Below are 21868 nucleotides of genomic sequence, written 5' to 3'. Positions count from 1 at the left end.
ACACGAGAATCGGGCAGCGGAGGATTCGAGATATGTTGTCGCGCAGATCTATTGATGCAATCTGCGGGCGGTGGGAACTGTCGGTGTCGTGTGGTAGGCGCCATCTGGTCAGCCCGGCGACCCAGCTCAGGCAGGCGTGTGGGCACCCTCCCGACGCCTACACGCCGTGGTCGAGCAGCTTCTCCCCGGGATGCGCGTGCTCCCAGGCGGCGATCGCGGCATCCCACTGATCGCCGTCGAGAGTCGTCACCGACGCGGGGAACAGTGCGTCCTCCTCTTTCGCGATGTGCCGGTGCAGCCCGTCGACCTCGCGTCGGAACCGGTCGCGGTCGGCGGGATCGGACAGGTCCATCGACGTCAGGAACGCATCGAGCTCCCGGTGCTCGGCGATGAGCGGGTCGATGTACCCGGCGAAGAGGTCCCGGTCGGTGTCGAGCAACTGGGCGAACAACCCGTCTTCCTCGCCGCGCCAGTGTGACCGCAGTTCGATCACGAGCCGGTCCGCGAGCCGGCGGGCGGTGTCGCGGTCGTCGGCATCGAGCGCCCGCACCGCGTCGCCGCCGAGGTTCACGGCCCGTTCGTGTTCGGCGGTGTAGTCGCGGAGCAACGGCATGTCCCGGCACCCGCAGTATTGGCACACTTTCGCGTCCTCACGGTCGTGGGCGATTCCGTTGTCCACCGTAGAAGAACCGTCGCACCACCCGCACCAGAAACCCACTGGCATCCGACACGTATCCTTGTCGGGTAAATCCGCAGCCACCAGGAGAGATCATGCTCGCCCGAATTGACCTGCGCGGTAGCACGCCGACACTCGCCGAGTTGCGTCGTGCTCTGCCCCGCGGGGGTACCGATGTCAATGCCGTCCTCGACACGGTGACGCCGGTGGTGCATGCGGTGGCCGAGAACGGCACCGAGTCCGCACTCGACTTCGGCGAGAAGTTCGACGGCGTCCGCCCCGCATCGGTCCGGGTACCCGCCCAGGTCATCGCCGACGCCCTGGCCGAGCTCGACCCGCAGGTCGCCGACGCGCTGCGCGAATCCATCCGACGGGCACGCACGGTCCACGCCGACCAGCGCCGCGAGACCACGCGCACGCAGGTCGTCGACGGCGGCGTCGTGAGCGAGAAGTGGATCCCGGTCCGCCGCGTCGGTCTGTACGTTCCCGGCGGGAACGCCGTGTACCCGTCGTCGGTCATCATGAACGTCGTGCCCGCCCAGGAGGCCGGGGTCGGCTCGCTGGTCGTCGCGTCGCCGCCGCAGAAGGACTTCGGCGGCTGGCCGCACCCGACGATCCTCGCCGCCTGCGCGCTCCTCGACGTCGACGAGGTGTGGGCCGTCGGTGGTGCCCAGGGGGTGGCCCTGCTCGCCTACGGCGGTCACGACACCGAGGCCGCCGACGCGCCGAACTCCGTCCTCGACCCGGTCGACCTCATCACCGGCCCGGGCAACATCTACGTCACCGCGGCCAAGCGACTGTGCCGCAGCGTGGTGGGCATCGACTCCGAAGCCGGACCGACCGAGATCGCGATCCTCGCCGACGACTCGGCCGATCCCGGCATCCTGGCCTCGGACCTCATCAGCCAGGCCGAACACGACGTGCTGGCGGCCTCGGTGCTCGTCACCGACAGCGCCGAACTCGCTGACGCCGTCGACGCCGCGCTCGACACCCAGGTCGCGGCCACCAAGCACCGCGAGCGTGTGCTCACCGCGCTGTCGGGGGAGCAGTCGGGCGTCGTTCTCGTCGATGATCTCGACGCCGGACTCGCGGTCGTGGACGCCTATGCGGCCGAACACCTCGAGATCCAGACGCGCGATGCCGCCGCGGTCGCCGACCGCGTGCACAACGCGGGCGCGATCTTCGTCGGCCCGTATGCCCCGGTGAGTCTCGGTGACTACTGCGCCGGCTCCAATCATGTTCTGCCGACGTCGGGTTCGGCGCGGTTCGCCTCGGGTCTCTCGGTGCAGACGTTCCTCAAGGGCGTCCACGTCATCGACTACGACGAAGCCGCGCTGCGTGAGGTCGCCGACAAGGTGGTGACGTTGGCCGATGCCGAGGACCTGCCCGGTCACGGCGACGCGGTCAAGCAGCGCTTCGTGAAGAGTGCCGCCCGGTGACCGCGTCCGATGCGGTGGTGGGTGCAGTCGTGCCGGGTGGCTCGATCACCGTCGACGATCTGCCGCTGCGCGCCAACCTCCGCGGCAAGAGTGCCTACGGCGCACCGCAACTCAAGGTTCCGGTGATCCTGAACACCAACGAGAACCCGCACGCGCCGTCAGCGGCCCTGATCGACGACGTCACCGCGTCGGTGCGCGAGGCGGCCGCCGAGCTGCACCGCTATCCCGACCGCGATGCCGTCGCCCTGCGTACCGACCTCGCCGCTTACCTGACCCGGGCCACCGGTGTCCGGCTGGGCGTCGAGAACCTCTGGGCGGCAAACGGTTCGAACGAGGTCCTGCAGCAGTTGCTGCAGGCCTTCGGCGGACCGGGCCGCAGCGCGCTGGGCTTCGTCCCGTCGTACTCGATGCACCCGATCATCGCCGACGGCACGGACACCACCTGGCTGGTCGCCGCGCGCGCAGGCGACTTCTCCCTCGACACCGAGTACGCGGTCGCCGAAGTCGCGAACCGCGAACCCGACGTCGTCTTCGTGACCTCGCCCAACAACCCGACCGGCGGTTCCATCCCGCTTGCCGATCTCCGCCGGATCGTCGAGGCCGCACCGGGCATCGTGATCGTCGACGAGGCGTACGCGGAGTTCTCCGCGGCGCCGAGCGCTGTCGAGCTCATCGACGAGTTCCCGGCGAAGGTCGTCGTCAGCCGCACCATGAGCAAGGCGTTCGCCTTCGCCGGCGGACGCCTCGGGTATCTCGCCGCGGCGCCGGCCGTCGTCGACGCGATCCAGCTCGTCCGGCTGCCGTACCACCTGTCCGTGCTGACCCAGGCTGCGGCGCGCGCGGCCCTTCGGCACAGCGACGACACCCTCGCCGGTGTCGCGGCGATCATCGCCGAACGCGACCGTGTGGTCGCGGCGCTCACCGAGGCCGGGTACCGCGTCGTCGACTCCGACTCGAACTTCGTGCTGTTCGGCGGTTTCCGGGATGCAGCGGCGTCGTGGCAGCGTTACCTCGACCAGGGCGTCCTCATCCGCGACGTCGGGATCGCCGGCCACCTGCGGGTGACCGTCGGACTCGCCCACGAGAACGACGCCTTCCTCGACGTCAGCCGCACCCTTGCCACCACAGATCTGGAGAACACCCAGTGACCAACCCCGCATCCGAGAGCCGGGCACCCCGCATCGCGAAGGTCGAACGGACCACCCGGGAGTCGTCGATCGCCGTCGAACTGAACCTCGACGGCACCGGCGTGACGAACATCTCGACGGGCATCGCGTTCTTCGACCACATGCTGACCGCGTTCGGTCAGCACGGCAGCTTCGACCTGACCGTCGAGGCGAAGGGCGACGTCGAGGTCGAAGGCCACCACACCATCGAGGACACCGCAATCGTGCTGGGCCAGGCGCTGGGTCAGGCGCTGGGCGACAAGAAGGGCATCCGCCGCTTCGGCGACTCGTGGATTCCGATGGACGAGACCCTCGCCCAGGCGGTGGTCGACGTCTCCGGCCGTCCGTACTGCGTGCACACCGGGGAGCCCGAGCACATGCTGACCGCGGTGATCGGCGGCTACCCCGGCGTGCCGTATTCGACGGTCATCAACCGGCACGTCTTCGAATCGATCGCTCTCAACGCTCGGATCGCCCTGCACGTCCGTGTGCTCTACGGCCGCGACCAGCACCACATCACCGAAGCCGAGTTCAAGGCCGTGGCCCGTGCGCTGCGCGCCGCCACCGAATACGACGCGCGCGTCACGGGTGTGCCCTCGACGAAGGGTGCGCTGTGAGCGCCGTCGATGTCACCATCCTCGACTACGGGTCGGGCAACCTGCGGTCGGCGCAGCGCGCGCTGGAACGCACCGGGGCACAGGTGACCGTCACCTCCGACTTCGACACCGCCCTGAACGCCACCGGCCTCGTCGTGCCCGGCGTCGGCGCCTTCGCCGCCTGCATGGAAGGTCTGCGTGCCGTGAAGGGCGACCGGATCGTCGGTCGCCGGCTCGCCGGGAGCCGGCCGGTCCTGGGCATCTGCGTCGGCATGCAGATCCTCTTCGAACGCGGCGTCGAGTTCGGCGTCGAGGCGGACGGGTGCGGGGAGTGGCCGGGCAGCGTGACGCAGCTGCCCGCGCCGGTGTTGCCGCACATGGGGTGGAACACGGTCGACGCGCCCGAGGGGTCGGTCTTGTTCGACGGGCTCGACGCCGACACCCGCTTCTACTTCGTGCACTCCTACGCCGCACAGGTGTGGGAGATGGACAGCGACGGCTCTCGGCTGCGCGCACCCAGACTGACCTGGGCCGAACACGGCGGGCGCTTCCTCGCCGCGGTCGAGAACGGGCCGCTGTCGGCCACCCAGTTCCACCCCGAGAAATCCGGTGACGCCGGCGCCCACCTGCTGGAGAACTGGGTTCGGGGACTCTCGTGACCGGCGGCACGCCGCGCCCGGACGACGACCCCGGGCACGGCGACGGACACCGCGGCTCACCGGTCGAGTCCGGGCCGGCCGACGCCGCATCGGCGCCCGCCGGTTTCTCGATCGCGAAACTCGCCTTCTACGCTCTCGGTGCGGGTGTGCTGGTCCTGATCGTCTCCATCCCGATCATCGCGCTCTGTGCGCGCTGGTCGCCGGTCGCCGGACTCGTCGCCGCGCTGGTGGCGGTGGCGGCGATGATCGCCGCGATCGGTACCGTTGCCAACCGCATGGTCGACCGCGCCCGGGCGGACCTGATCGCGGCGCGCGACGGTCACCACCCGGCCTGACCCGACACCCGAGCACGTCCCGACAGCCGAATCGCTCGATCCAGAACAGACAGGACAGATTCACCCATGGGTAGCACCCTCGAACTCCTTCCCGCCGTCGACGTCGCCGACGGGCAGGCGGTCCGCCTCGTCCAGGGCGCGGCCGGCACCGAGACCTCCTACGGCTCGCCGCGCGATGCCGCGCTGGCGTGGCAGCGGGACGGCGCGGAGTGGATCCACCTCGTCGACCTCGACGCGGCCTTCGGCCGAGGCGACAACCGCGACCTGCTGGCCGGCGTCGTCGGCGAACTCGACGTGAAGGTCGAGTTGTCCGGCGGCATCCGCGACGACGATTCGCTGGCGGCCGCCCTCGCGACCGGCTGCACCCGCGTGAACCTCGGCACCGCCGCGCTGGAGAACCCGGAATGGTGTGCCCGCGCGATCGCCGAACACGGCGACCGCATCGCGGTCGGTCTCGACGTGATCCGTGACGGTGACTCCTACCGCCTTCGCGGTCGTGGCTGGGTGACCGACGGTGGCGATCTGTGGGAGGTCCTCGAGCGGCTCAACCGCGACGGATGCGCCCGCTACGTGGTCACCGACGTGTCGAAGGACGGCACCCTGCAGGGTCCGAACCTCGACCTGCTCGCCGAGGTCGCGGCGGCCACCGACGCCCCGATCGTGGCCTCGGGCGGAGTCTCGGCCATCGAGGATCTGGTCGCGATCGCCGGCCTCACCGGACAGGGTGTCGAGGGCGCCATCGTCGGCAAGGCGCTCTACGCGGGCCGCTTCACGTTGCCGGAGGCGCTGACCGCGGTCGCCGGGGTCTGATGAGCTCTTCCGACACCTCTCTCGACCTGCCCCGGTTGCTCGACACCGCCGGGTCGATCCTCGACGCCGCGGTCGAGCGATTCGTCGACGGGCAGGGTGCCCCGAGCGCGATCAACAAGGGCGGCACCGACTTCGCCACGCAGATCGACCTGGATCTCGAACGGCACATCGGGGCCGAGCTCGCCGATCGCACGCAGATCCCGGTCCACGGTGAGGAGTTCGGCGGTGCCGACGTCGTCGACGGGCCGGTGTGGGTGCTCGACCCGATCGACGGCACGTTCAACTACTCGGCGGGGCTGCCGCTCACCGGAATCCTGCTCGGTCTCGTGGTCGACGGCGAGGCCACCCTCGGGATGACCTGGCTCCCGCTCGTGGGGCGCCGGTATGCCGCACACGTCGACGGCCCGCTGCTCATCGACGGCGAGCCCGCTCCGCCGGCCCCCGACCCCGTCCTCGCCGAGGCGGCCATCGCCTTCGGACCCTTCGATGCCCGCGGTGGCGGCAGGTACCCCGGCTCGCGCCGCGCCGACCTCCTGCGCGAACTGAGCACGCGTGCCGCCCGGATCCGCATGACCGGGTCGACGGGTGTCGACATGGCCTTCACCGCAGCCGGCGTGTTCGGCGGGGCGATCGCCTTCGGCCGGCACCCCTGGGACAACGCCGCGGGCGCCGCACTGGTCCGTGCCGCAGGCGGCGTGGCGACCGACATCGCCGGCCGGCCGTGGACGGTGGCCTCGCCGTCCCTGGTCGCGGGCACACCGACCGTGCACGCCGAGCTGATGGGTGTCATCGCCGAGACGGTCCCGGAATGGGCCCCAGACTCCATCACCCCAGACTCCATCACCCCAGAATCCACCACCCCGAAGGAGACCCGACGATGACGCTGGCGACCCGGGTCATCCCGTGCCTCGACGTCGACGACGGCCGTGTGGTCAAGGGCGTCAACTTCGCCAACCTGCGCGACGCAGGCGACCCGGTCGAACTGGCCGAGCGCTACGACCGCGAGGGCGCGGACGAACTGACCTTCCTCGACGTCACCGCGTCGAGCTCGGGACGGTCGACGATGATCGACGTCGTCAAGCGCACCGCCGATCAGGTCTTCATCCCGCTCACCGTCGGCGGCGGCATCCGGACCGTCGACGACGTCGACACCATGCTGCGCGCCGGGGCCGACAAGGTCAGCGTCAACACCGCGGCCATCGCCCGGCCCGATGTGCTCGCCGAGATGAGCCGTCGTTTCGGCTCGCAGTGCATCGTGTTGTCGGTGGATGCGCGGACCGTGCCGGCGGGGTCGGAGCCCACGCCGTCGGGCTGGGAGGTCACGACCCACGGCGGCCGCAAGGGCACCGGAATCGACGCCGTCGAATGGGCACGCCGCGGCCAAGATCTCGGCGTGGGGGAGATCCTGCTGAACTCGATGGACGCCGACGGCACCAAGCAGGGCTTCGATCTCCGCATGCTGACGGCCGTGCGCGCCGCGGTGTCGGTACCGGTCATCGCCAGCGGCGGCGCCGGCCGCATCGAGGACTTCGCACCGGCCGTGGAGGCGGGCGCCGACGCCGTTCTCGCGGCCTCGGTCTTCCACTTCGGTGAACTCACCGTGGCCGAGGTGAAGACGGCCATGCGCGACGCCGGGATCACCGTCCGATGAGGAGTCCCATGTGCTCCCGAACAGACCAGGAAGGACGCTGATGGCCCTCGATCCCGATCTCGCCGCACGCCTGAAACGAAACTCCGACGGCCTGTTCACCGCGGTGGCCCAGGAACGCAGCACCGGGACGGTGCTGATGGTCGCCTGGATGGACGACGTCGCGCTCGAGCGCACGCTGGCCACGCGGAAGGGCACCTACTACTCGCGGTCGCGCCAGGAGTACTGGGTCAAGGGGGAGACCAGCGGGCACACGCAGTACGTGCACGACGCCCGGATCGACTGCGACGGGGACACCGTGCTGCTGGTCGTCGACCAGGTCGGCGCGGCCTGCCACACCGGCAATCACAGTTGCTTCGACACCGAGTCGCTGACGTTCGGGATCGACGCGGGACCCGATTCCGGGGCCGACGCCGGGCCGGGCTCGCCGGACCCAGCAGAATAGAGCCCCAGACACGAGTCCCGGGACAGATTGCCCGGGAACTCGTCACAACTCGAGACCTTCGAAAGGCGGTGCGTCCATGCCCCTCATCCAGATCTCGCAGACGCCGGGACTGTCCGATCGCGTGAAACGCGAGACGATCGCCGCGGTCACCGAGGCCTACGCCAAGGCGACCGGCAAGAACCCCGATTCGGTCTGGGTGACGATCACGGAGGTTCCGCGTAATCAGTGGGGCGTCGGCGGCGAGCCGCTCGGATGACGTCCGGTACCGGCGCAGCGGCCGCCACGACGACTCTCGCGGAGTTCCTCGATCTCGCGCGCGATCACCGCGTGGTGCCGGTGACGCGCAAGGTCCTCGCCGACTCCGAGACGCCGCTGTCGGCGTACCGGAAGCTCGCGGGTGACCGTCCGGGGACCTTCCTGCTGGAATCCGCCGAGAACGGGCGATCCTGGTCCCGGTGGTCGTTCATCGGCGCCGGTGCGCCGTCGGCCCTGACCGTCGTCGACGGGCAGGCGCACTGGTGGGGGTCGGTACCGGTCGGCGCACCCGAGGGCGGCGACGCGCTGGAGGTGCTCGCGGAGTCGCTGCGCGTCCTGCAGACCGACCCGCTGCCCGGGATGCCGCCGCTGACCGGAGGATTCGTCGGCTTCATGGCCTACGACATGGTCCGCAGGCTGGAACGTCTGCCCGAGACCACGGTCGACGACCTCGGCCTCCCCGACATGATGATGGTCCTGGCCACCGACCTCGCCGCGGTCGACCATCACGAGGGCACGATCACGCTCATCGCGAACGCGGTGAACTGGGACGGCTCCGACGACCGGGTGGAGCACGCCTACGCCGACGCCCTTGCCCGGCTCGATCGGATGACCGAGGCGCTCGCCGCACCCGCGCCGTCGACGGTGTCGACCTTCGACCGCCCGCGGCCCGAGTTCACCGCGCAACGCTCCCTCGCGGAGTACAGCGAGATCGTCACCGATCTGGTCGGTGAGATCGAGGCGGGCGAGGCCTTCCAGGTCGTGCCGTCGATGCGCTTCGAGATGGACTCCGACGCCGACCCCCTCGACGTGTACCGGGTACTGCGCGCCTCGAACCCGAGTCCGTACATGTATCTGCTGCGGATGCCCGGCACCGAGGAGCACAGCGACACCGGCTCGCCCGACGCGATCGCGCGCAAGCCGTTCACCATCGTCGGCAGCAGCCCCGAGGCACTCGTCACCGTGGCCGACGGGGTCGCGACCACGCATCCGATCGCGGGTACACGCTGGCGCGGCGCGACCGAGGAAGAAGACCAGCTGCTCGGCAAGGGGCTGATCGAGGACGAGAAGGAGAATGCCGAACACCTGATGCTGGTCGACCTCGGCCGCAACGACCTCGGCCGCGTGTGCGTGCCCGGCACGGTCAAGGTCAGCGACTACCGGCACATCGAGCGCTACAGCCACGTCATGCATCTCGTCTCGACCGTGTCGGGGACCCTCCGCGACGACAAGCACGCCCTCGACGCCGTGACGGCCTGCTTCCCGGCCGGAACGCTCACCGGGGCCCCGAAGGTGCGGGCGATGGAACTCATCGACGAACACGAGATGACCCGCCGGGGTCTGTACGGCGGGATCGTGGGCTACATCGACTTCGCCGGCAACGCCGACACCGCCATCGCGATCCGCACCGCGCTGCTCGCACGCGGCAAGGCGTTCGTGCAGGCCGGCGGCGGCGTGGTCGCCGACAGTGAGCCCGAGTACGAATACAACGAGGCGCGTAACAAGGCGACCGCGGTGCTCAACGCCGTCGCCGCCGCCTCGACGATGCGACGGGTGGGTGAGACCTCATGACCTCTGCCGAACCAGGAACCGGGCCCGACGCCGAGACGACGCGCCGCAAGTCCGTCCGCCGCCTGCAGGTCATCGCGGCGCTGCTGATGGCGGCCGCCGCGGCCGCCTTCTGGGGGGCGAGCCGGATGACCTGGGCCACCGTCTCGGCCGAGGACGGGTTGTCCCCGCAGCGCGCGTTCGAGGTCAACGGCGGGGACTGGAGTCCCTGGCTCACCCCGCTCGCGCTGGTCTACCTGGCGGGCATCCTCGCGGCGCTGTCGGTGCGCGGGTGGGCCCTTCGAGTCGTCGCGATCCTGGTCGCGGTGGGCGGCGTCCTGGCCGCCTTCCCGGCGATCTCGCTGATCACCGGCGGCGCCGACTCGGACTATGCGGCGGATGCGGGCAGCATTCCCGATCGCTACGTGGTGCTCTACGTCGACACCAACACCCTGGCGGCCCTCCTCGTCCTCGCCGGCACCCTCTGTGCCGTCGGCGCGGCGGTGGCCCTGCTGCGTGTCGCGAAGGGCGCGACCCGGTCGTCGAAGTACACCACCCCGGCCGCGCGGCGCGAGGAGATCGAGACCGAGATCTTCGCCGACTACGAGCGTCGCAAGGCCACCGAGGCACACTCCGGGACGACGCCGACCGGGACGGCCGGGACCGGAGCGGCCGGGTCCGGGAAACCGGGGTCCGGGGACGACGCGGACCCGGCGGAACCGACGGCGGATCCGACTCCGCCGGGCGCCAACGAACGCATGATGTGGGACGCGCTCGACACCGGAATCGATCCGACCGACCCCACCGATCCCGACCGTCGCTGACGCGTGCCCGGAGGCCGGGTGCGCGAGATCACTCCTCCGACACCGGGGCCGGCGGAGTACCCACCGGCGGGGCGAGGTCACAGATCGGCCAACCCGGCCGAACCCGGCCCGGACCGCCCGTCTACCCTGAGATCACACGTCGAGAGAGAAGGGAGCAAGTCGCTGTGAGCGTGCCCAACGTTCTCGAATCGATCATCGAGGGAGTGAAAGCCGACGTCGCGGCTCGTGAGGCCGTGGTCGACTTCGCGTCGGTCAAGGCGGCCTCGGCCAAGGCTCCCGCACCCAAGGATGCGCTGGCGGCGCTGCGCCAGCCCGGCATCGGTGTCATCGCCGAGGTCAAGCGCGCGAGCCCGTCGAAGGGCGAGCTCGCCAGCATCGGCGACCCAGCCGAACTCGCCCGCGCATACGAAGAGGGTGGTGCACGCATCATCAGCGTGCTCACCGAGGAGCGCCGGTTCCGTGGTTCGCTCGCCGACCTCGACGCCGTTCGCGCGGCCGTGGACATCCCGGTCCTGCGCAAGGACTTCATCGTCGGCACCTATCAGATCCACGAGGCCCGCGCCCACGGAGCCGATGTCATCCTGCTGATCGTCGCCGCCCTCGAGCAGAACGTGCTCGCCTCGCTCCTCGACCGCACCGAGAGTTTGGGTATGACCGCACTCGTCGAGGTGCACACCGAGGAAGAGGCCAGCCGCGCTCTCGAAGCCGGGGCCTCGGTCGTCGGCGTCAACGCACGCAATCTCAAGACCCTGCAGGTCGAGCGCGACACGTTCTCGCGTATCGCGCCCGGTCTGCCGACCGAGACCATCCGCATCGCCGAGTCGGGTGTGCGCGGCACCGCCGATCTGCTGGCGTACGCCGGTGCCGGCGCGGATGCGGTACTCGTCGGTGAAGGTCTCGTCACGAGTGGTGACCCGCGTGCCGCGGTCCGTGAGCTCGTCACCGCGGGCACTCACCCCTCGTGCCCGAAACCTGTTCGCTGACAATGCGTCCGGGCCGAAGTCGGTCCGCGTGATCTGTCGGCCCGATCGTCTGTGAGTTGAAGTGACCGCTCATCCTGATTCCGCCCGTACCGATGCCGCCGGGGCCGCGTCGCTGCCCACCGCGAGCGTGGGACTGACGACCCGGACGTCCATCGAACCCGACGAGCACGGGCACTTCGGCGTGTACGGCGGTCGCCATGTCCCCGAGGCGTTGATGGCCGTCATCGACGAGGTCACCACCACGTTCCAGAAGGTCCGTGCCGACGACGATTTCCTCGCCGAACTCGACCGTTTGCAGCGCGATTACGCCGGACGTCCGTCTCCGCTGTACGAGGCGCAGCGGTTGTCCGAGTTCGCGGGCGGGGCGCGCATCTTCCTCAAGCGCGAGGACCTGAACCACACCGGTTCACACAAGATCAACAACGTTCTCGGACAAGCACTCCTGGCCCAGCGGATGGGCAAACACCGCATCATCGCCGAGACCGGTGCGGGCCAGCACGGGGTCGCCACCGCCACCGCGTGCGCGCTCCTCGGCCTCGAGTGCGTGATCTACATGGGCCGGGTCGACACGGACCGGCAGGCGCTCAACGTCGCCCGCATGCGTCTCCTCGGCGCCGAGGTGATCGCCGTCGACAACGGCTCGGCGACCCTGAAGGACGCGATCAACGAGGCCATGCGTGACTGGGTCACCAACGCGCACAACACGTATTACTGCTTCGGCACCGCAGCCGGGCCGCACCCGTTCCCGGTCATGGTGCGCGATCTGCAGCGCATCGTCGGGCTCGAGGCCCGTGTTCAGATCCTGGAGAAGGCCGGACGCCTGCCCGACGCGGTGACCGCTTGTGTCGGTGGCGGTTCCAACGCGATCGGCATCTTCCATCCGTTCATCGACGACCAGAGTGTCCGGCTCGTCGGTTTCGAGGCGGCCGGCGACGGCGTCGAGACCGGCCGTCACGCTGCGACATTCACCGGCGGAACCCCCGGCGCTTTCCAGGGCGCCTACTCGTATCTGTTGCAGGACGAGGACGGACAGACCATCGAATCCCATTCGATCTCGGCGGGTCTGGACTATCCGGGCGTCGGTCCGGAGCACGCTTACCTCAAGGACACCGGACGCGCGGAGTACCGGCCGATCACCGACACCGAGGCGATGGACGCGCTCGCGCTGCTCAGCCGCCGCGAGGGCATCATCCCCGCGGTGGAATCGGCCCATGCGGTCGCCGGCGCACTGAAACTCGGGCAGGAGCTGGGGGAGGGCGCGATCATCGTCGTCAGCCTCTCCGGCCGCGGCGACAAGGACGTGGACACCGCCGCACGCTGGTTCGGATTATTCGACGCCCCGCCGTCGCAGGACGAGGCCACCCTGTCGGAGTCGTCGGACGTCCAGAAACCCGGAGAGCAGGCATGAGCACCCAGTCGATCCCGTCGAAGCTCGGCCCCGTGTTCGACCGATGCCGCGAGGAGGGTCGCAGTGCGCTGATCGGCTATCTCCCGGTCGGTTTCCCGACGGTCGAGGAGTCGCTGACCTCGTTCCGGACCATGGTCGACGCCGGTTGCGACATCATCGAGGTCGGGGTGCCCTACTCCGACCCGGTGATGGACGGCCCGACCATCCAGGATGCCGCCGACCAGGCGCTGACCAACGGCGTGCGCGTCCGCGACGTGTTCACCGCGGTCGAGGCCATCACCTCCGCCGGTGGCAACGCAGTGGTGATGAGCTACTGGAACCCGGTCCTCAAGTACGGCGTCGAGAACTTCGCCCGCGATCTGGCAGCGGCCGGCGGCGCGGGGCTGATCACCCCGAACCTGATCCCCGAAGAGGGTGCGCAGTGGCACGAGGCCGCCGATCGGCACGGTCTCGATCGCATCTATCTGGTCGCGCCGTCGTCGACGACCGAGCGCATCGCCCTCACCGTCGACGCATCTCGCGGTTTCGTCTACGCGGCGTCCACGATGGGCGTGACCGGCGCGCGGGATGCGGTGTCGGACATGGCCCCCGAGCTGTGTGGCCGGGTTCGCGAGTACTCCGACATCCCGATCGGTGTCGGACTCGGCGTGCGCAACCGTGAGCAGGCGGCGCAGATCGCTTCCTACGCCGACGGTGTGATCGTCGGGTCGGCGTTGGTGACCGCGGCGAACGCCGGCCAGGACCGGCTGGCCTCCCTGGTCGCCGAACTGGCCGAGGGCGTCCGCTCGCGTCGCGCGACGGTCTGATCCGAGCTCTCGCTCCTGATCGGCCCCGGCGGGTGCGGTCGACGAGGGGAGCGGTGCGGCCGGTCGGTTAGGGTGGCAGCGTGATCGCGCCGACCTCGACGATGCTGGCCTACCTCCCCAGTCCGCCCCAGGGCGTGTGGGACATCGGCCCCTTTCCGCTCCGCGCGTATGCGCTCTGCATCATCGTCGGCATCATCGTCGCGGTCTGGTGGGGCAACCGCCGGTGGATGGCGCGCGGTGGCCAGGACGGCGAGGTTCTCGACGTCGCGATCTGGGCCGTGCCGTTCGGTCTCGTCGGTGGCCGGCTCTATCACCTCATCACCGACTGGAAGACGTATTTCGGCGCCGACGCCCTCAAGGAACCGATCGACGCCCTGAAGATCTGGGACGGCGGTCTCGGTATCTGGGGTGCGGTCGCGCTCGGTGCGGTCGGTGCGTGGATCGGCGCTCGTCGCCGCGGAATCCGCCTGCCCGCCTTCGGCGACGCCATCGCACCGCCGATCCTGTTGGCGCAGGCCATCGGTCGAGTCGGCAACTACTTCAACCAGGAGCTCTACGGTCGCGAGACCACCCTGCCGTGGGGTCTCGAGATCTACGAACGTCAGAACGCCGCCGGGTACTCCGACCCCGGGCTGATCGACGGCGTCTCCAACGGGGTCGTGGTCGCCGTCGTCCACCCGACCTTCCTCTACGAGCTGCTGTGGAACGTTCTCATCGTCGTCCTGCTCGTGGTCGTCGACCGGTACTTCCGCATCGGACACGGCCGGCTGTTCGCGCTGTACGTCGCGGGCTACTGCCTCGGCCGGTTCTTCGTGGAACTGCTCCGCGACGACCGAGCCGCTGTCGCCAACGACATCGCGGGCATCCGGCCGAACCTGTTCACCGCGGCGCTGGTGTTCCTCGCCGCCGTCATCTACTTCGTGGTCGCGCCCAAGGGACGCGAACAGGGACTGGAGATGTACAACGACGACCGTGCCGCCGAACTCGCGGAGCAGGGCGTGGCCGGGTACGTCGACGACTGGTACGACGAGGACGCCGAACCGGAGACCACGCCGGCCGTCGTTGCCGGCGGGGCCGCAGCGAGTGCGTCGGGGTCGTCGCTGTTCGAGGCCGACGGTCCGGACCGATCCGCCGGAACCCCGGTGGCCGTCGACGAGGTCGTCGCGGGCGACACCGCCGATGACAGCGATGACAGCGATGACACGGTGTCCGCTGAAGCCGCGTCCGATGCGGCAGGGCCGGACGCGACCGAGTCGGAGCCCGAGGAATCCGCACCGGCTGCGGACACCGCGGAGCCGGAGTCCGAGGTGTCGGACGCAGCGGAGCCGGAGTCCGAGGTGTCGGACGCAGCGGAGCCGGAGTCCGAGGTGTCGGACGCAGCGGAGCCGGAGACCGAGGTGTCGGAGGCAGCGGCCTCGCCGGATACCGCGGCGGACGAATCGGATACCGATGGATCCGGCGCTGCCGAGACCACCGCCCCCGACGACGACGCCACCGACAACGCCGACGCACCCGACAACACCGCCACCGACAACGCCGACGCACCCGACAACCCCGCCACCGACGACGACGCCACCGACGCCGCTTCCGACTCCGCCGTGGCAGACGACCCGGCCGGCGATGACGAGCCGACCGGCGATGACCCGGCCGGCGATGACCCGGTCGGCGATGACGAGCCGGCCGCGGAGCCCGGCACCGTCGACGAGGCCGGCGCCGACTCGGCGACGAACGCGCCGGACGAGACGGATTCCGTCGACCCGGTGGACACCCCGAACGACGCGGATCCCGGCACCTCCGGCGGGGCCAGGTCCTGAACCCTCGACCCTGCCACGGTCCGATCCGGGGACCTCGTGGCCGTGGTCGCCTTCGTCACAGGTCTCGGCCGACGACTCCTCCCGGGGTGTTCGGCTAGGATCGGAATCTCACGGTGCGCGATCCCTCCGCCCGGTACCGACCGTCCCAGAGCACGCGATCAGCTCAACGGTTCTGACTCAGCCCGGTACCGATCTCGGCACGGTCACTCGTCCACCGCGCAATGCTCCACGGGCCAGTGCTGTCCCAATGGACACTCAGCAGCGAACCGGTCGCCGGTTCGAGTGGAGGTAGTGATGCTGTTTTCTGCGCTCCCGGTCAAGCAGGGTCTGTACGACCCGGAGACCGAGATCGACTCCTGCGGCGTGGCCATGGTCACCGACATCCACGGCCGCCGTTCGCATTCGATCGTGGCCGATGGTCTGCTCGCCCTGGAGAACCTCGAGCACCGCGGTGCGGCCGGCGCGGAGACCAACAGCGGCGACGGCGCGGGGATCCTGATCCAGCTGCCCGACGAGTTGCTGCGTGACACCGTCGACTTCGACCTTCCGGACGCCGCCGCGGACGGCTCGAACAGCTACGCCGCGGGCACGTGTTTCCTGCCGATGGACCCCGACCTCCGCCGGGCCGCGATCGATCGGGTCGAGACCCTCGCCGCCGACGAGGGCATCACCGTCCTGGGCTGGCGTGATCTCCCCGTGGACCACGAACACGCCGACGTCGGCGGGACCGCCGTCGCATGCATGCCGTACATGATGCAGCTGTTCGTCACCGTCGACCCGGCCCCCGGTGCCGAACGGATCGCCGGGCTGGCCCTCGATCGATACATCTACCCGTTCCGCAAGCAGGCCGAACGGGTGACCGCGGACATCGAGGAGGCGGGTACCGGCCTGTACTTCCCGTCGCTGTCGAGTCGCACGATGGTCTACAAGGGCATGCTCACCACGATGCAGCTGCCGCTGTATTACGAGGATCTGCGAGATGACCGCTGCCTCAGCGCGATCGCCATCGTCCACTCGCGTTTCTCCACCAACACCTTCCCGTCGTGGCCGCTCGCGCATCCCTTCCGGTTCGTGGCGCACAACGGCGAGATCAACACCGTGCGCGGCAACCGGAATCGGATGCGGGCCCGCGAGGCCCTCCTCGAGACCGACCTGATCCCGGGAGATCTCAAGCGCGCGTTCCCGATCTGCACCCCCGAGGCCTCCGACTCGGCATCGTTGGACGAGGTCCTGGAACTGCTGCACCTCGGTGGCCGCGACGTCCACCACGCGGTGATGATGATGGTTCCCGAAGCGTGGGAGAACGTGCCGGACATGGACCCCCGTCGTCGGGCGTTCCTGCAGTTCAACGCATCGCTGATGGAGGCGTGGGACGGACCGGCGTGCGTCACCTTCACCGACGGCACGGTCGTCGGCGCGGTGCTCGACCGCAACGGCCTGCGCCCCGGCCGGTGGTGGCAGACACGCGACGGCCGCGTCATCCTCGCGTCCGAATCCGGTGTCCTGGACGTCCCGGTGGACGAGGTGATCAGCAAGGGCCGCCTCGAACCCGGTCGCATGTTCCTCGTCGACACCGCACAGGGTCGGATCATCCCCGATGAGGAGCTCAAGAGTGAGCTGATGAACGCCGAGGCCTACGACGAGTGGTTGCACGCCGGGCTCCTCGACATCGCGACGCTGCCCGATCGGCCCGTCTTCCAGCCCAACCACGACACCGTCGTCCGCCGTCAGATCTCCTTCGGCTACACCGAGGAAGACCTGCGCGTGCTCCTGACCCCGATGGCGGCGTCGGGTTACGAACCGCTCGGGTCGATGGGCACCGACACCCCGGTCGCGGTCCTGTCGCAGCGGTCCCGGCTGCTCTACGACTACTTCGTCGAGCTGTTCGCCCAGGTCACCAATCCGCCGCTGGATGCGATCCGCGAGGAGATCGTCACGTCGATGAGTCGCGTGATGGGTCCGGAGCAGAACCTGCTCCGGCCGACCGCGGCGTCGTGCCGCCAGATCATGGTGCACTGGCCGGTGCTGGACAACGCCGAACTGGCCAAGCTCGTGCACATCGACGACGACGGCGACAATCCCGGTCTGTCGGCGAAGGTGCTCCGTGCACTGTACGAGGTGTCCGAAGGAGGCGCGGGTCTCGCGGCGGCCCTCGAGGATCTGCGCCGGCGGGCCAGTCAGGCGATCGCCGAGGGACACACGACCCTGGTGATCTCGGATCGGCTGACCGACTCCGAGCACGCCCCCATCCCGTCGCTGCTGGCCACCTCGGCCGTGCACCACCACCTGGTGCGTACCAAGGAGCGCACCAGGGTCGCGCTGGTGGTGGAGTCGGGCGACGCCCGCGAGGTCCACCACATCGCCACCCTCATCGGGTTCGGTGCGGCCGCGGTCAACCCCTACCTCGCGCTGGAGACGATCGAGGACCTGATCGCCGAGGGCGAGCTGACCGGCGTGACACGCGCCAAGGCGATCGGCAACTATCTCGAGGCGCTCGGCAAGGGAGTGCTGAAGGTGATGAGCAAGATGGGCATCTCGACCATCAGCTCCTACACCGCCGCACAGGCTTTCGAGGCCGTGGGATTGTCGTCGGAGGTGGTGCGGGAGTACTTCACCCGGACGGTCTCGCGCATCGAGGGCGTCGGACTCGACGAACTGGCCGAGGAGGTGCGTATCCGCCACCACCGGGCCTTCCCGGAGAATCCCACCGAGCAGGTCTACCGTCGGCTGGAGGTCGGCGGCGAATACCAGTACCGCCGTGAGGGCGAGCTCCACCTCTTCTCGCCCGAGACCATCTTCCTGCTGCAGCACGCCACCAAGACCGGCCGGGCCGAGATCTTCCGGAAGTACTCCGACGAGGTCGATCGGCTTTCGCGCGAGGGTGGCACCCTCCGCGGACTGTTCGAGTTCGATCTCGATGCGTGCGAACCGATCCCGCTCGACGAGGTGGAGCCGGTCGAGGAGATCATGAAGCGCTTCAACACCGGCGCGATGAGCTACGGGTCGATTTCCGCGGAGGCGCACGAGACCATCGCGATGGCGATGAACAGGATCGGCGGCCGCTCGAACTCGGGGGAGGGCGGCGAGGACGTGGATCGTCTCTACGATCCCGAACGACGCAGTGCGGTCAAACAGGTCGCATCCGGCCGGTTCGGCGTGACGAGTGACTATCTGATCAACGCCACCGACATCCAGATCAAGATGGCGCAGGGAGCCAAACCCGGTGAAGGCGGACAACTCCCGGCCTACAAGGTGTATCCGTGGATCGCCAAGACCCGGCACTCGACGCCGGGTGTGGCGTTGATCTCGCCACCGCCGCACCACGACATCTACTCGATCGAGGATCTCGCACAACTGATCCACGACCTGAAGAACGCGAACTCGCAGGCGCGCATCCACGTGAAGCTCGTCAGCGCGGTCGGTGTGGGGACGGTCGCGACCGGGGTGTCGAAGGCGCACGCCGATGTGGTCCTGATCTCCGGGCACGACGGCGGGACCGGCGCATCGCCCCTCACCTCCCTGAAGCACGCCGGTACGCCGTGGGAGATCGGCCTCGCCGACGCCCAGCAGACGTTGATGCTCAACGGCCTGCGCGACCGCATCACGGTGCAGTGCGACGGTGCGCTGCGCACCGGCCGCGACGTCATCACCGCGGCCCTGCTCGGAGCCGAGGAGTACGGCTTCTCCACCGCGCCCCTGATCGTCGCGGGGTGCATCATGATGCGTGTGTGCCACCTGGACACGTGCCCCGTCGGCGTCGCGACACAGAATCCGCAGCTCCGGTCGCGGTTCACCGGACAGGTGGACCACCTGGTGAACTTTTTCCGGTTCATCGCCGAAGACGTCCGGGAGTACCTGGCGCGGTTGGGCTATCGCACTCTCGACGATGCGATCGGGCAGTCACAGCGACTGCATACCGACACCGCGGTGGCGCATTGGAAGTCCGCGGGCCTCGACTTGAGCCCGATCTTCCGCAAGGTGGCGGACAAGGGTCCGAGCCGTCGGGTGCGGGGCCAGGAACACGGCCTCGACCGTGCGCTCGACCAGACCCTGATCCAGCTCGCCGAGGGCGCACTCGAGGACGCGCACCCGGTGACCCTGGAACTACCGGTGCGCAACGTGAACCGGACGGTCGGCACGCTTCTCGGTTCGGAGGTCACGCGTCGGTACGGGGCCGACGGCCTCGCCGATGACACGATCACGGTTCGGCTCCAGGGCTCGGCCGGACAGTCGCTGGGTGCATTCCTGCCGCCCGGCGTCACGATCCGGTTGACCGGTGACACCAACGACTACGTCGGGAAGGGGCTGTGCGGCGGCAAGATCATCGTCGCCCCGAACCCCGATGCGCTGTTCGTCGCCGAAGACCAGGTCATCGCCGGCAACACGATCCTCTACGGTGCGACATCGGGTGAGGTGTACCTCAGAGGCCGTGTGGGTGAACGGTTCTCGGTACGCAACTCCGGTGCGACGGCCGTCGTCGAAGGGGTGGGCGATCACGCCTGCGAGTACATGACCGGCGGCCGGGTGGTGGTCCTCGGGCCGACCGGACGGAACCTCGCGGCGGGCATGTCCGGTGGTATCGCGTTCGTGCACGATCTCGATCAGGCGAAGGTGAACATGGCCATGGTCGAACTCCTGCGTCCCGACCCGGAGGACCTGGCCTGGCTCAAGCGCACCGTCGCGACGCACACCGAACTGACCGGTTCCGCGATCGGCGCGTCGATCCTGGCCGACTGGCCCCGACGCTGCCTCGCGTTCACCAAGGTGATGCCCACCGATTACAAGCGTGTCCTCGACGCGGCCCGGATGGCCGAAGCCGAAGGACGCGACGTCGATTCAGCGATCATGGAGGCGGCACGTGGCTGATCCGCGCGGATTCCTGGAAGTCCCGAAGAAAGAAGCGAAGTACCGGCCCGTCGCCGAACGGGTCCACGACTGGGACGACGTCTACGAGCACGCCGACAACCCGATCAAGGTTCTCGAGGAGGTCAGCGGGCAGGCCCGCCGCTGTATGGACTGCGGTATCCCGTTCTGCCACTCCGGAACCGCCGGGTGCCCGCTCGGCAACCTCATCCCGGAGTGGAATGACCTGGTCCGTCGCGGCCGGTGGGATGCGGCGAGCAGCAGGCTCCACGCGACCAACAACTTCCCGGAGTTCACCGGGATGGTGTGCCCCGCGCCGTGCGAGGCCGCATGCGTGCTGTCGATCTCCGAACCGGCCACCGGCGGCAGCGTGACCATCAAGCGCATCGAGAAGACGATCGCCTACGAATCGTGGGCCGAGGGCATCATCGGGCCCGAGCGTCCCGAGTCCACCACCGGCAAGTCGGTGGGGGTCGTCGGGTCCGGCCCGGCGGGACTCGCTGCGGCACAACAGCTCACCCGGGCCGGCCACGATGTCACCGTCTACGAGCGCGACGACCGTCTCGGTGGGTTGCTGCGGTACGGCATCCCGGAGTACAAGCTGCAGAAGTCCGACATCGACCGGCGCATCGCCCAGATGCGCGCGGAGGGAACGACGTTCGTGACCAACTGCGACGTGGGGACGGACCTGTCGGTCGCCGACCTGCGCGCGACCCACGACGCGGTGGTCCTGGCCATCGGTGCGATGGAGGCGCGCGACAACCCGGTGCCGGGTCGGGAACTGAACGGCATCCACCTCGCCATGGAGCATCTCGTGCCCGCCAACAAGGAGTGCGAGGGCGACGGCCCGGCGGCCATCACCGCGGCGGGCAAGCACGTCGTGATCATCGGCGGCGGCGACACCGGAGCCGACTGTCTGGGTACGGCGCACCGCCAGGGTGCGGCCTCGGTCGTGCAACTCGATTACAACCCAGAACTGCCCGGGGAGCGCGACGACGAACGGTCGCCGTGGCCGACCTGGCCGCTCATCATGCGGACCTCCAGCGCGCACGACGAGGGCGGAGATCGGTTGCACCAGGTCGCGGTGCAACGGTTCGAGGGTGACGACGCAGGCAACGTCACGACCATGGTGCTCGCCGAGGTGGAGGTGATCCGGGACGCCGACGGTCGCCGGGAGATCACGCCGGTGAGTGAGGAATTCGAGATCCCTTGTGAGCTGGCGTTGTTCGCGATCGGCTTCGCCGGCGTGCGCGGCGGCCCGCTGCTGACCGGACTGGAGATCGAACCGAACCGGCGCGGCGTCATCTCGTGCGGGAGTGACTGGCAGACCGACGCACCGGGCGTCTTCGTCTGCGGTGACGCCCACCGCGGCGCCTCGCTGGTGGTGTGGGCGATCGCGGAGGGCCGGTCGACCGCGCGTGCGGTGGACGAGTTCCTCGTCGGCGAATCGGATCTGCCCTCACCGGTCCGGCCGGCATCCCTGCCGCTGTCCGTCCGCTGATCGCCCTGGCGCCCCGCGGTCTCCGCCGAACACGCGCGGCCGCAACAAGTTAAGTAAATTTCATACTCGGCGGTAGCGGCCCGCCACCAGCG

19 protein-coding genes are annotated in these 21868 nt (G+C 69.4%); 18 read left to right on the top strand and 1 reads right to left on the bottom strand.

The genetic code is table 11. From position 1 onward, the window contains the following. Positions 1 to 157: 157 nt before the first annotated feature. Positions 158 to 613: a hemerythrin domain-containing protein gene (locus tag MHN80_RS08780; protein ID WP_101819578.1), complete on the bottom strand. Its 456-nt coding sequence runs from the start codon at positions 611 to 613 to the stop codon at positions 158 to 160. 158 nt (positions 614 to 771) lie between these two features. Here MHN80_RS08780 and hisD point away from each other — a divergent pair, with 158 nt between their 5' ends. From hisD to MHN80_RS08690, 18 genes are all read left to right on the top strand, one after another. After that, positions 772 to 2115: a histidinol dehydrogenase gene (hisD, locus tag MHN80_RS08775; protein ID WP_239400978.1), complete on the top strand. Its 1344-nt coding sequence runs from the start codon at positions 772 to 774 to the stop codon at positions 2113 to 2115. After that, a complete protein-coding gene (locus MHN80_RS08770; RefSeq protein ID WP_239400976.1) occupies positions 2112 to 3263 on the top strand; it encodes a histidinol-phosphate transaminase in 1152 nt (383 codons plus the stop codon). Before hisD ends, MHN80_RS08770 begins: the two co-directional genes overlap by 4 nt. Then, positions 3260 to 3898, top strand: a complete 639-nt coding sequence (gene hisB, locus MHN80_RS08765; RefSeq protein WP_101819501.1) for an imidazoleglycerol-phosphate dehydratase HisB — start codon at positions 3260 to 3262, stop codon at positions 3896 to 3898. Before MHN80_RS08770 ends, hisB begins: the two co-directional genes overlap by 4 nt. Continuing rightward, positions 3895 to 4536 (top strand): imidazole glycerol phosphate synthase subunit HisH, encoded by a 642-nt coding sequence (hisH, locus tag MHN80_RS08760; RefSeq protein WP_239400974.1) that lies wholly within the window; start codon positions 3895 to 3897, stop codon positions 4534 to 4536. The genes hisB and hisH overlap by 4 nt, the downstream gene beginning before the upstream one ends. Beyond that, positions 4533 to 4871: a hypothetical protein gene (locus tag MHN80_RS08755; RefSeq protein ID WP_239400972.1), complete on the top strand. Its 339-nt coding sequence runs from the start codon at positions 4533 to 4535 to the stop codon at positions 4869 to 4871. Before hisH ends, MHN80_RS08755 begins: the two co-directional genes overlap by 4 nt. 66 nt (positions 4872 to 4937) lie before the next feature. Beyond that, on the top strand, positions 4938 to 5681 hold the full coding sequence (gene priA / locus MHN80_RS08750) for a bifunctional 1-(5-phosphoribosyl)-5-((5-phosphoribosylamino)methylideneamino)imidazole-4-carboxamide isomerase/phosphoribosylanthranilate isomerase PriA (protein WP_239400970.1): 744 nt from the start codon (positions 4938 to 4940) through the stop codon (positions 5679 to 5681). Next, positions 5681 to 6562, top strand: a complete 882-nt coding sequence (locus MHN80_RS08745; RefSeq protein ID WP_239400968.1) for an inositol monophosphatase family protein — start codon at positions 5681 to 5683, stop codon at positions 6560 to 6562. Before priA ends, MHN80_RS08745 begins: the two co-directional genes overlap by 1 nt. Further along, the gene (gene hisF / locus MHN80_RS08740) at positions 6559 to 7332 is read left to right on the top strand and encodes an imidazole glycerol phosphate synthase subunit HisF (RefSeq protein ID WP_004021169.1); all 774 of its coding nucleotides are present in this window, start codon (positions 6559 to 6561) and stop codon (positions 7330 to 7332) included. The genes MHN80_RS08745 and hisF overlap by 4 nt, the downstream gene beginning before the upstream one ends. Before the next feature lie 40 nt (positions 7333 to 7372). Next, complete coding sequence (hisI, locus tag MHN80_RS08735) at positions 7373 to 7774, top strand: phosphoribosyl-AMP cyclohydrolase (RefSeq protein WP_004021168.1); 402 nt, start codon at positions 7373 to 7375, stop codon at positions 7772 to 7774. 76 nt (positions 7775 to 7850) lie between these two features. Beyond that, positions 7851 to 8030 carry a tautomerase family protein gene (locus tag MHN80_RS08730; RefSeq protein ID WP_004021167.1) on the top strand — a complete coding sequence of 60 codons (180 nt, stop codon included), beginning with the start codon at positions 7851 to 7853 and terminating at the stop codon, positions 8028 to 8030. After that, complete coding sequence (locus MHN80_RS08725) at positions 8027 to 9601, top strand: anthranilate synthase component I (protein WP_101819506.1); 1575 nt, start codon at positions 8027 to 8029, stop codon at positions 9599 to 9601. Before MHN80_RS08730 ends, MHN80_RS08725 begins: the two co-directional genes overlap by 4 nt. Then, entirely contained in the window at positions 9598 to 10401 is an 804-nt protein-coding gene (locus tag MHN80_RS08720; RefSeq protein WP_239400966.1) for a TIGR02234 family membrane protein, read from the top strand. Before MHN80_RS08725 ends, MHN80_RS08720 begins: the two co-directional genes overlap by 4 nt. A gap of 164 nt (positions 10402 to 10565) precedes the next feature. After that, complete coding sequence (gene trpC / locus MHN80_RS08715; RefSeq protein WP_004019826.1) at positions 10566 to 11384, top strand: indole-3-glycerol phosphate synthase TrpC; 819 nt, start codon at positions 10566 to 10568, stop codon at positions 11382 to 11384. Between the two features lie 61 nt (positions 11385 to 11445). Next, positions 11446 to 12792: a tryptophan synthase subunit beta gene (gene trpB / locus MHN80_RS08710; protein ID WP_239400964.1), complete on the top strand. Its 1347-nt coding sequence runs from the start codon at positions 11446 to 11448 to the stop codon at positions 12790 to 12792. Next, positions 12789 to 13598 carry a tryptophan synthase subunit alpha gene (trpA, locus tag MHN80_RS08705; protein ID WP_239400962.1) on the top strand — a complete coding sequence of 270 codons (810 nt, stop codon included), beginning with the start codon at positions 12789 to 12791 and terminating at the stop codon, positions 13596 to 13598. Before trpB ends, trpA begins: the two co-directional genes overlap by 4 nt. Before the next feature lie 80 nt (positions 13599 to 13678). Continuing rightward, positions 13679 to 15412 carry a prolipoprotein diacylglyceryl transferase gene (lgt, locus tag MHN80_RS08700; protein WP_239400960.1) on the top strand — a complete coding sequence of 578 codons (1734 nt, stop codon included), beginning with the start codon at positions 13679 to 13681 and terminating at the stop codon, positions 15410 to 15412. Between the two features lie 294 nt (positions 15413 to 15706). Next, positions 15707 to 20278, top strand: a complete 4572-nt coding sequence (gene gltB, locus MHN80_RS08695; protein ID WP_239400958.1) for a glutamate synthase large subunit — start codon at positions 15707 to 15709, stop codon at positions 20276 to 20278. Next, on the top strand, positions 20271 to 21776 hold the full coding sequence (locus MHN80_RS08690) for a glutamate synthase subunit beta (protein WP_101819511.1): 1506 nt from the start codon (positions 20271 to 20273) through the stop codon (positions 21774 to 21776). Before gltB ends, MHN80_RS08690 begins: the two co-directional genes overlap by 8 nt. The last annotated feature ends 92 nt before the right edge of the window (positions 21777 to 21868 follow it).

Source organism: Gordonia sp. McavH-238-E (genome assembly GCF_022348225.1).
Taxonomy (GTDB): Bacteria; Actinomycetota; Actinomycetes; order Mycobacteriales; family Mycobacteriaceae; genus Gordonia; species Gordonia terrae.
This window is presented reverse-complemented; position numbering and strand designations above follow the sequence as displayed.

Excerpts from the sequence above, each read along its gene's own strand:
- hisI (WP_004021168.1), top strand. The coding sequence starts at position 7,373 with ATGGCCCTCGATCCCGATCTCGCCGCACGCCTGAAACGAAACTCCGAC.
- priA (WP_239400970.1), top strand. The coding sequence starts at position 4,938 with ATGGGTAGCACCCTCGAACTCCTTCCCGCCGTCGACGTCGCCGACGGG.
- MHN80_RS08725 (WP_101819506.1), top strand. The coding sequence starts at position 8,027 with ATGACGTCCGGTACCGGCGCAGCGGCCGCCACGACGACTCTCGCGGAG.
- MHN80_RS08730 (WP_004021167.1), top strand. The coding sequence starts at position 7,851 with ATGCCCCTCATCCAGATCTCGCAGACGCCGGGACTGTCCGATCGCGTG.
- trpA (WP_239400962.1), top strand. The coding sequence starts at position 12,789 with ATGAGCACCCAGTCGATCCCGTCGAAGCTCGGCCCCGTGTTCGACCGA.
- MHN80_RS08745 (WP_239400968.1), top strand. The coding sequence starts at position 5,681 with ATGAGCTCTTCCGACACCTCTCTCGACCTGCCCCGGTTGCTCGACACC.
- hisF (WP_004021169.1), top strand. The coding sequence starts at position 6,559 with ATGACGCTGGCGACCCGGGTCATCCCGTGCCTCGACGTCGACGACGGC.
- MHN80_RS08720 (WP_239400966.1), top strand. The coding sequence starts at position 9,598 with ATGACCTCTGCCGAACCAGGAACCGGGCCCGACGCCGAGACGACGCGC.
- hisD (WP_239400978.1), top strand. The coding sequence starts at position 772 with ATGCTCGCCCGAATTGACCTGCGCGGTAGCACGCCGACACTCGCCGAG.
- gltB (WP_239400958.1), top strand. The coding sequence starts at position 15,707 with ATGCTGTTTTCTGCGCTCCCGGTCAAGCAGGGTCTGTACGACCCGGAG.
- MHN80_RS08780 (WP_101819578.1), bottom strand. The coding sequence starts at position 613 with ATGCCGTTGCTCCGCGACTACACCGCCGAACACGAACGGGCCGTGAAC.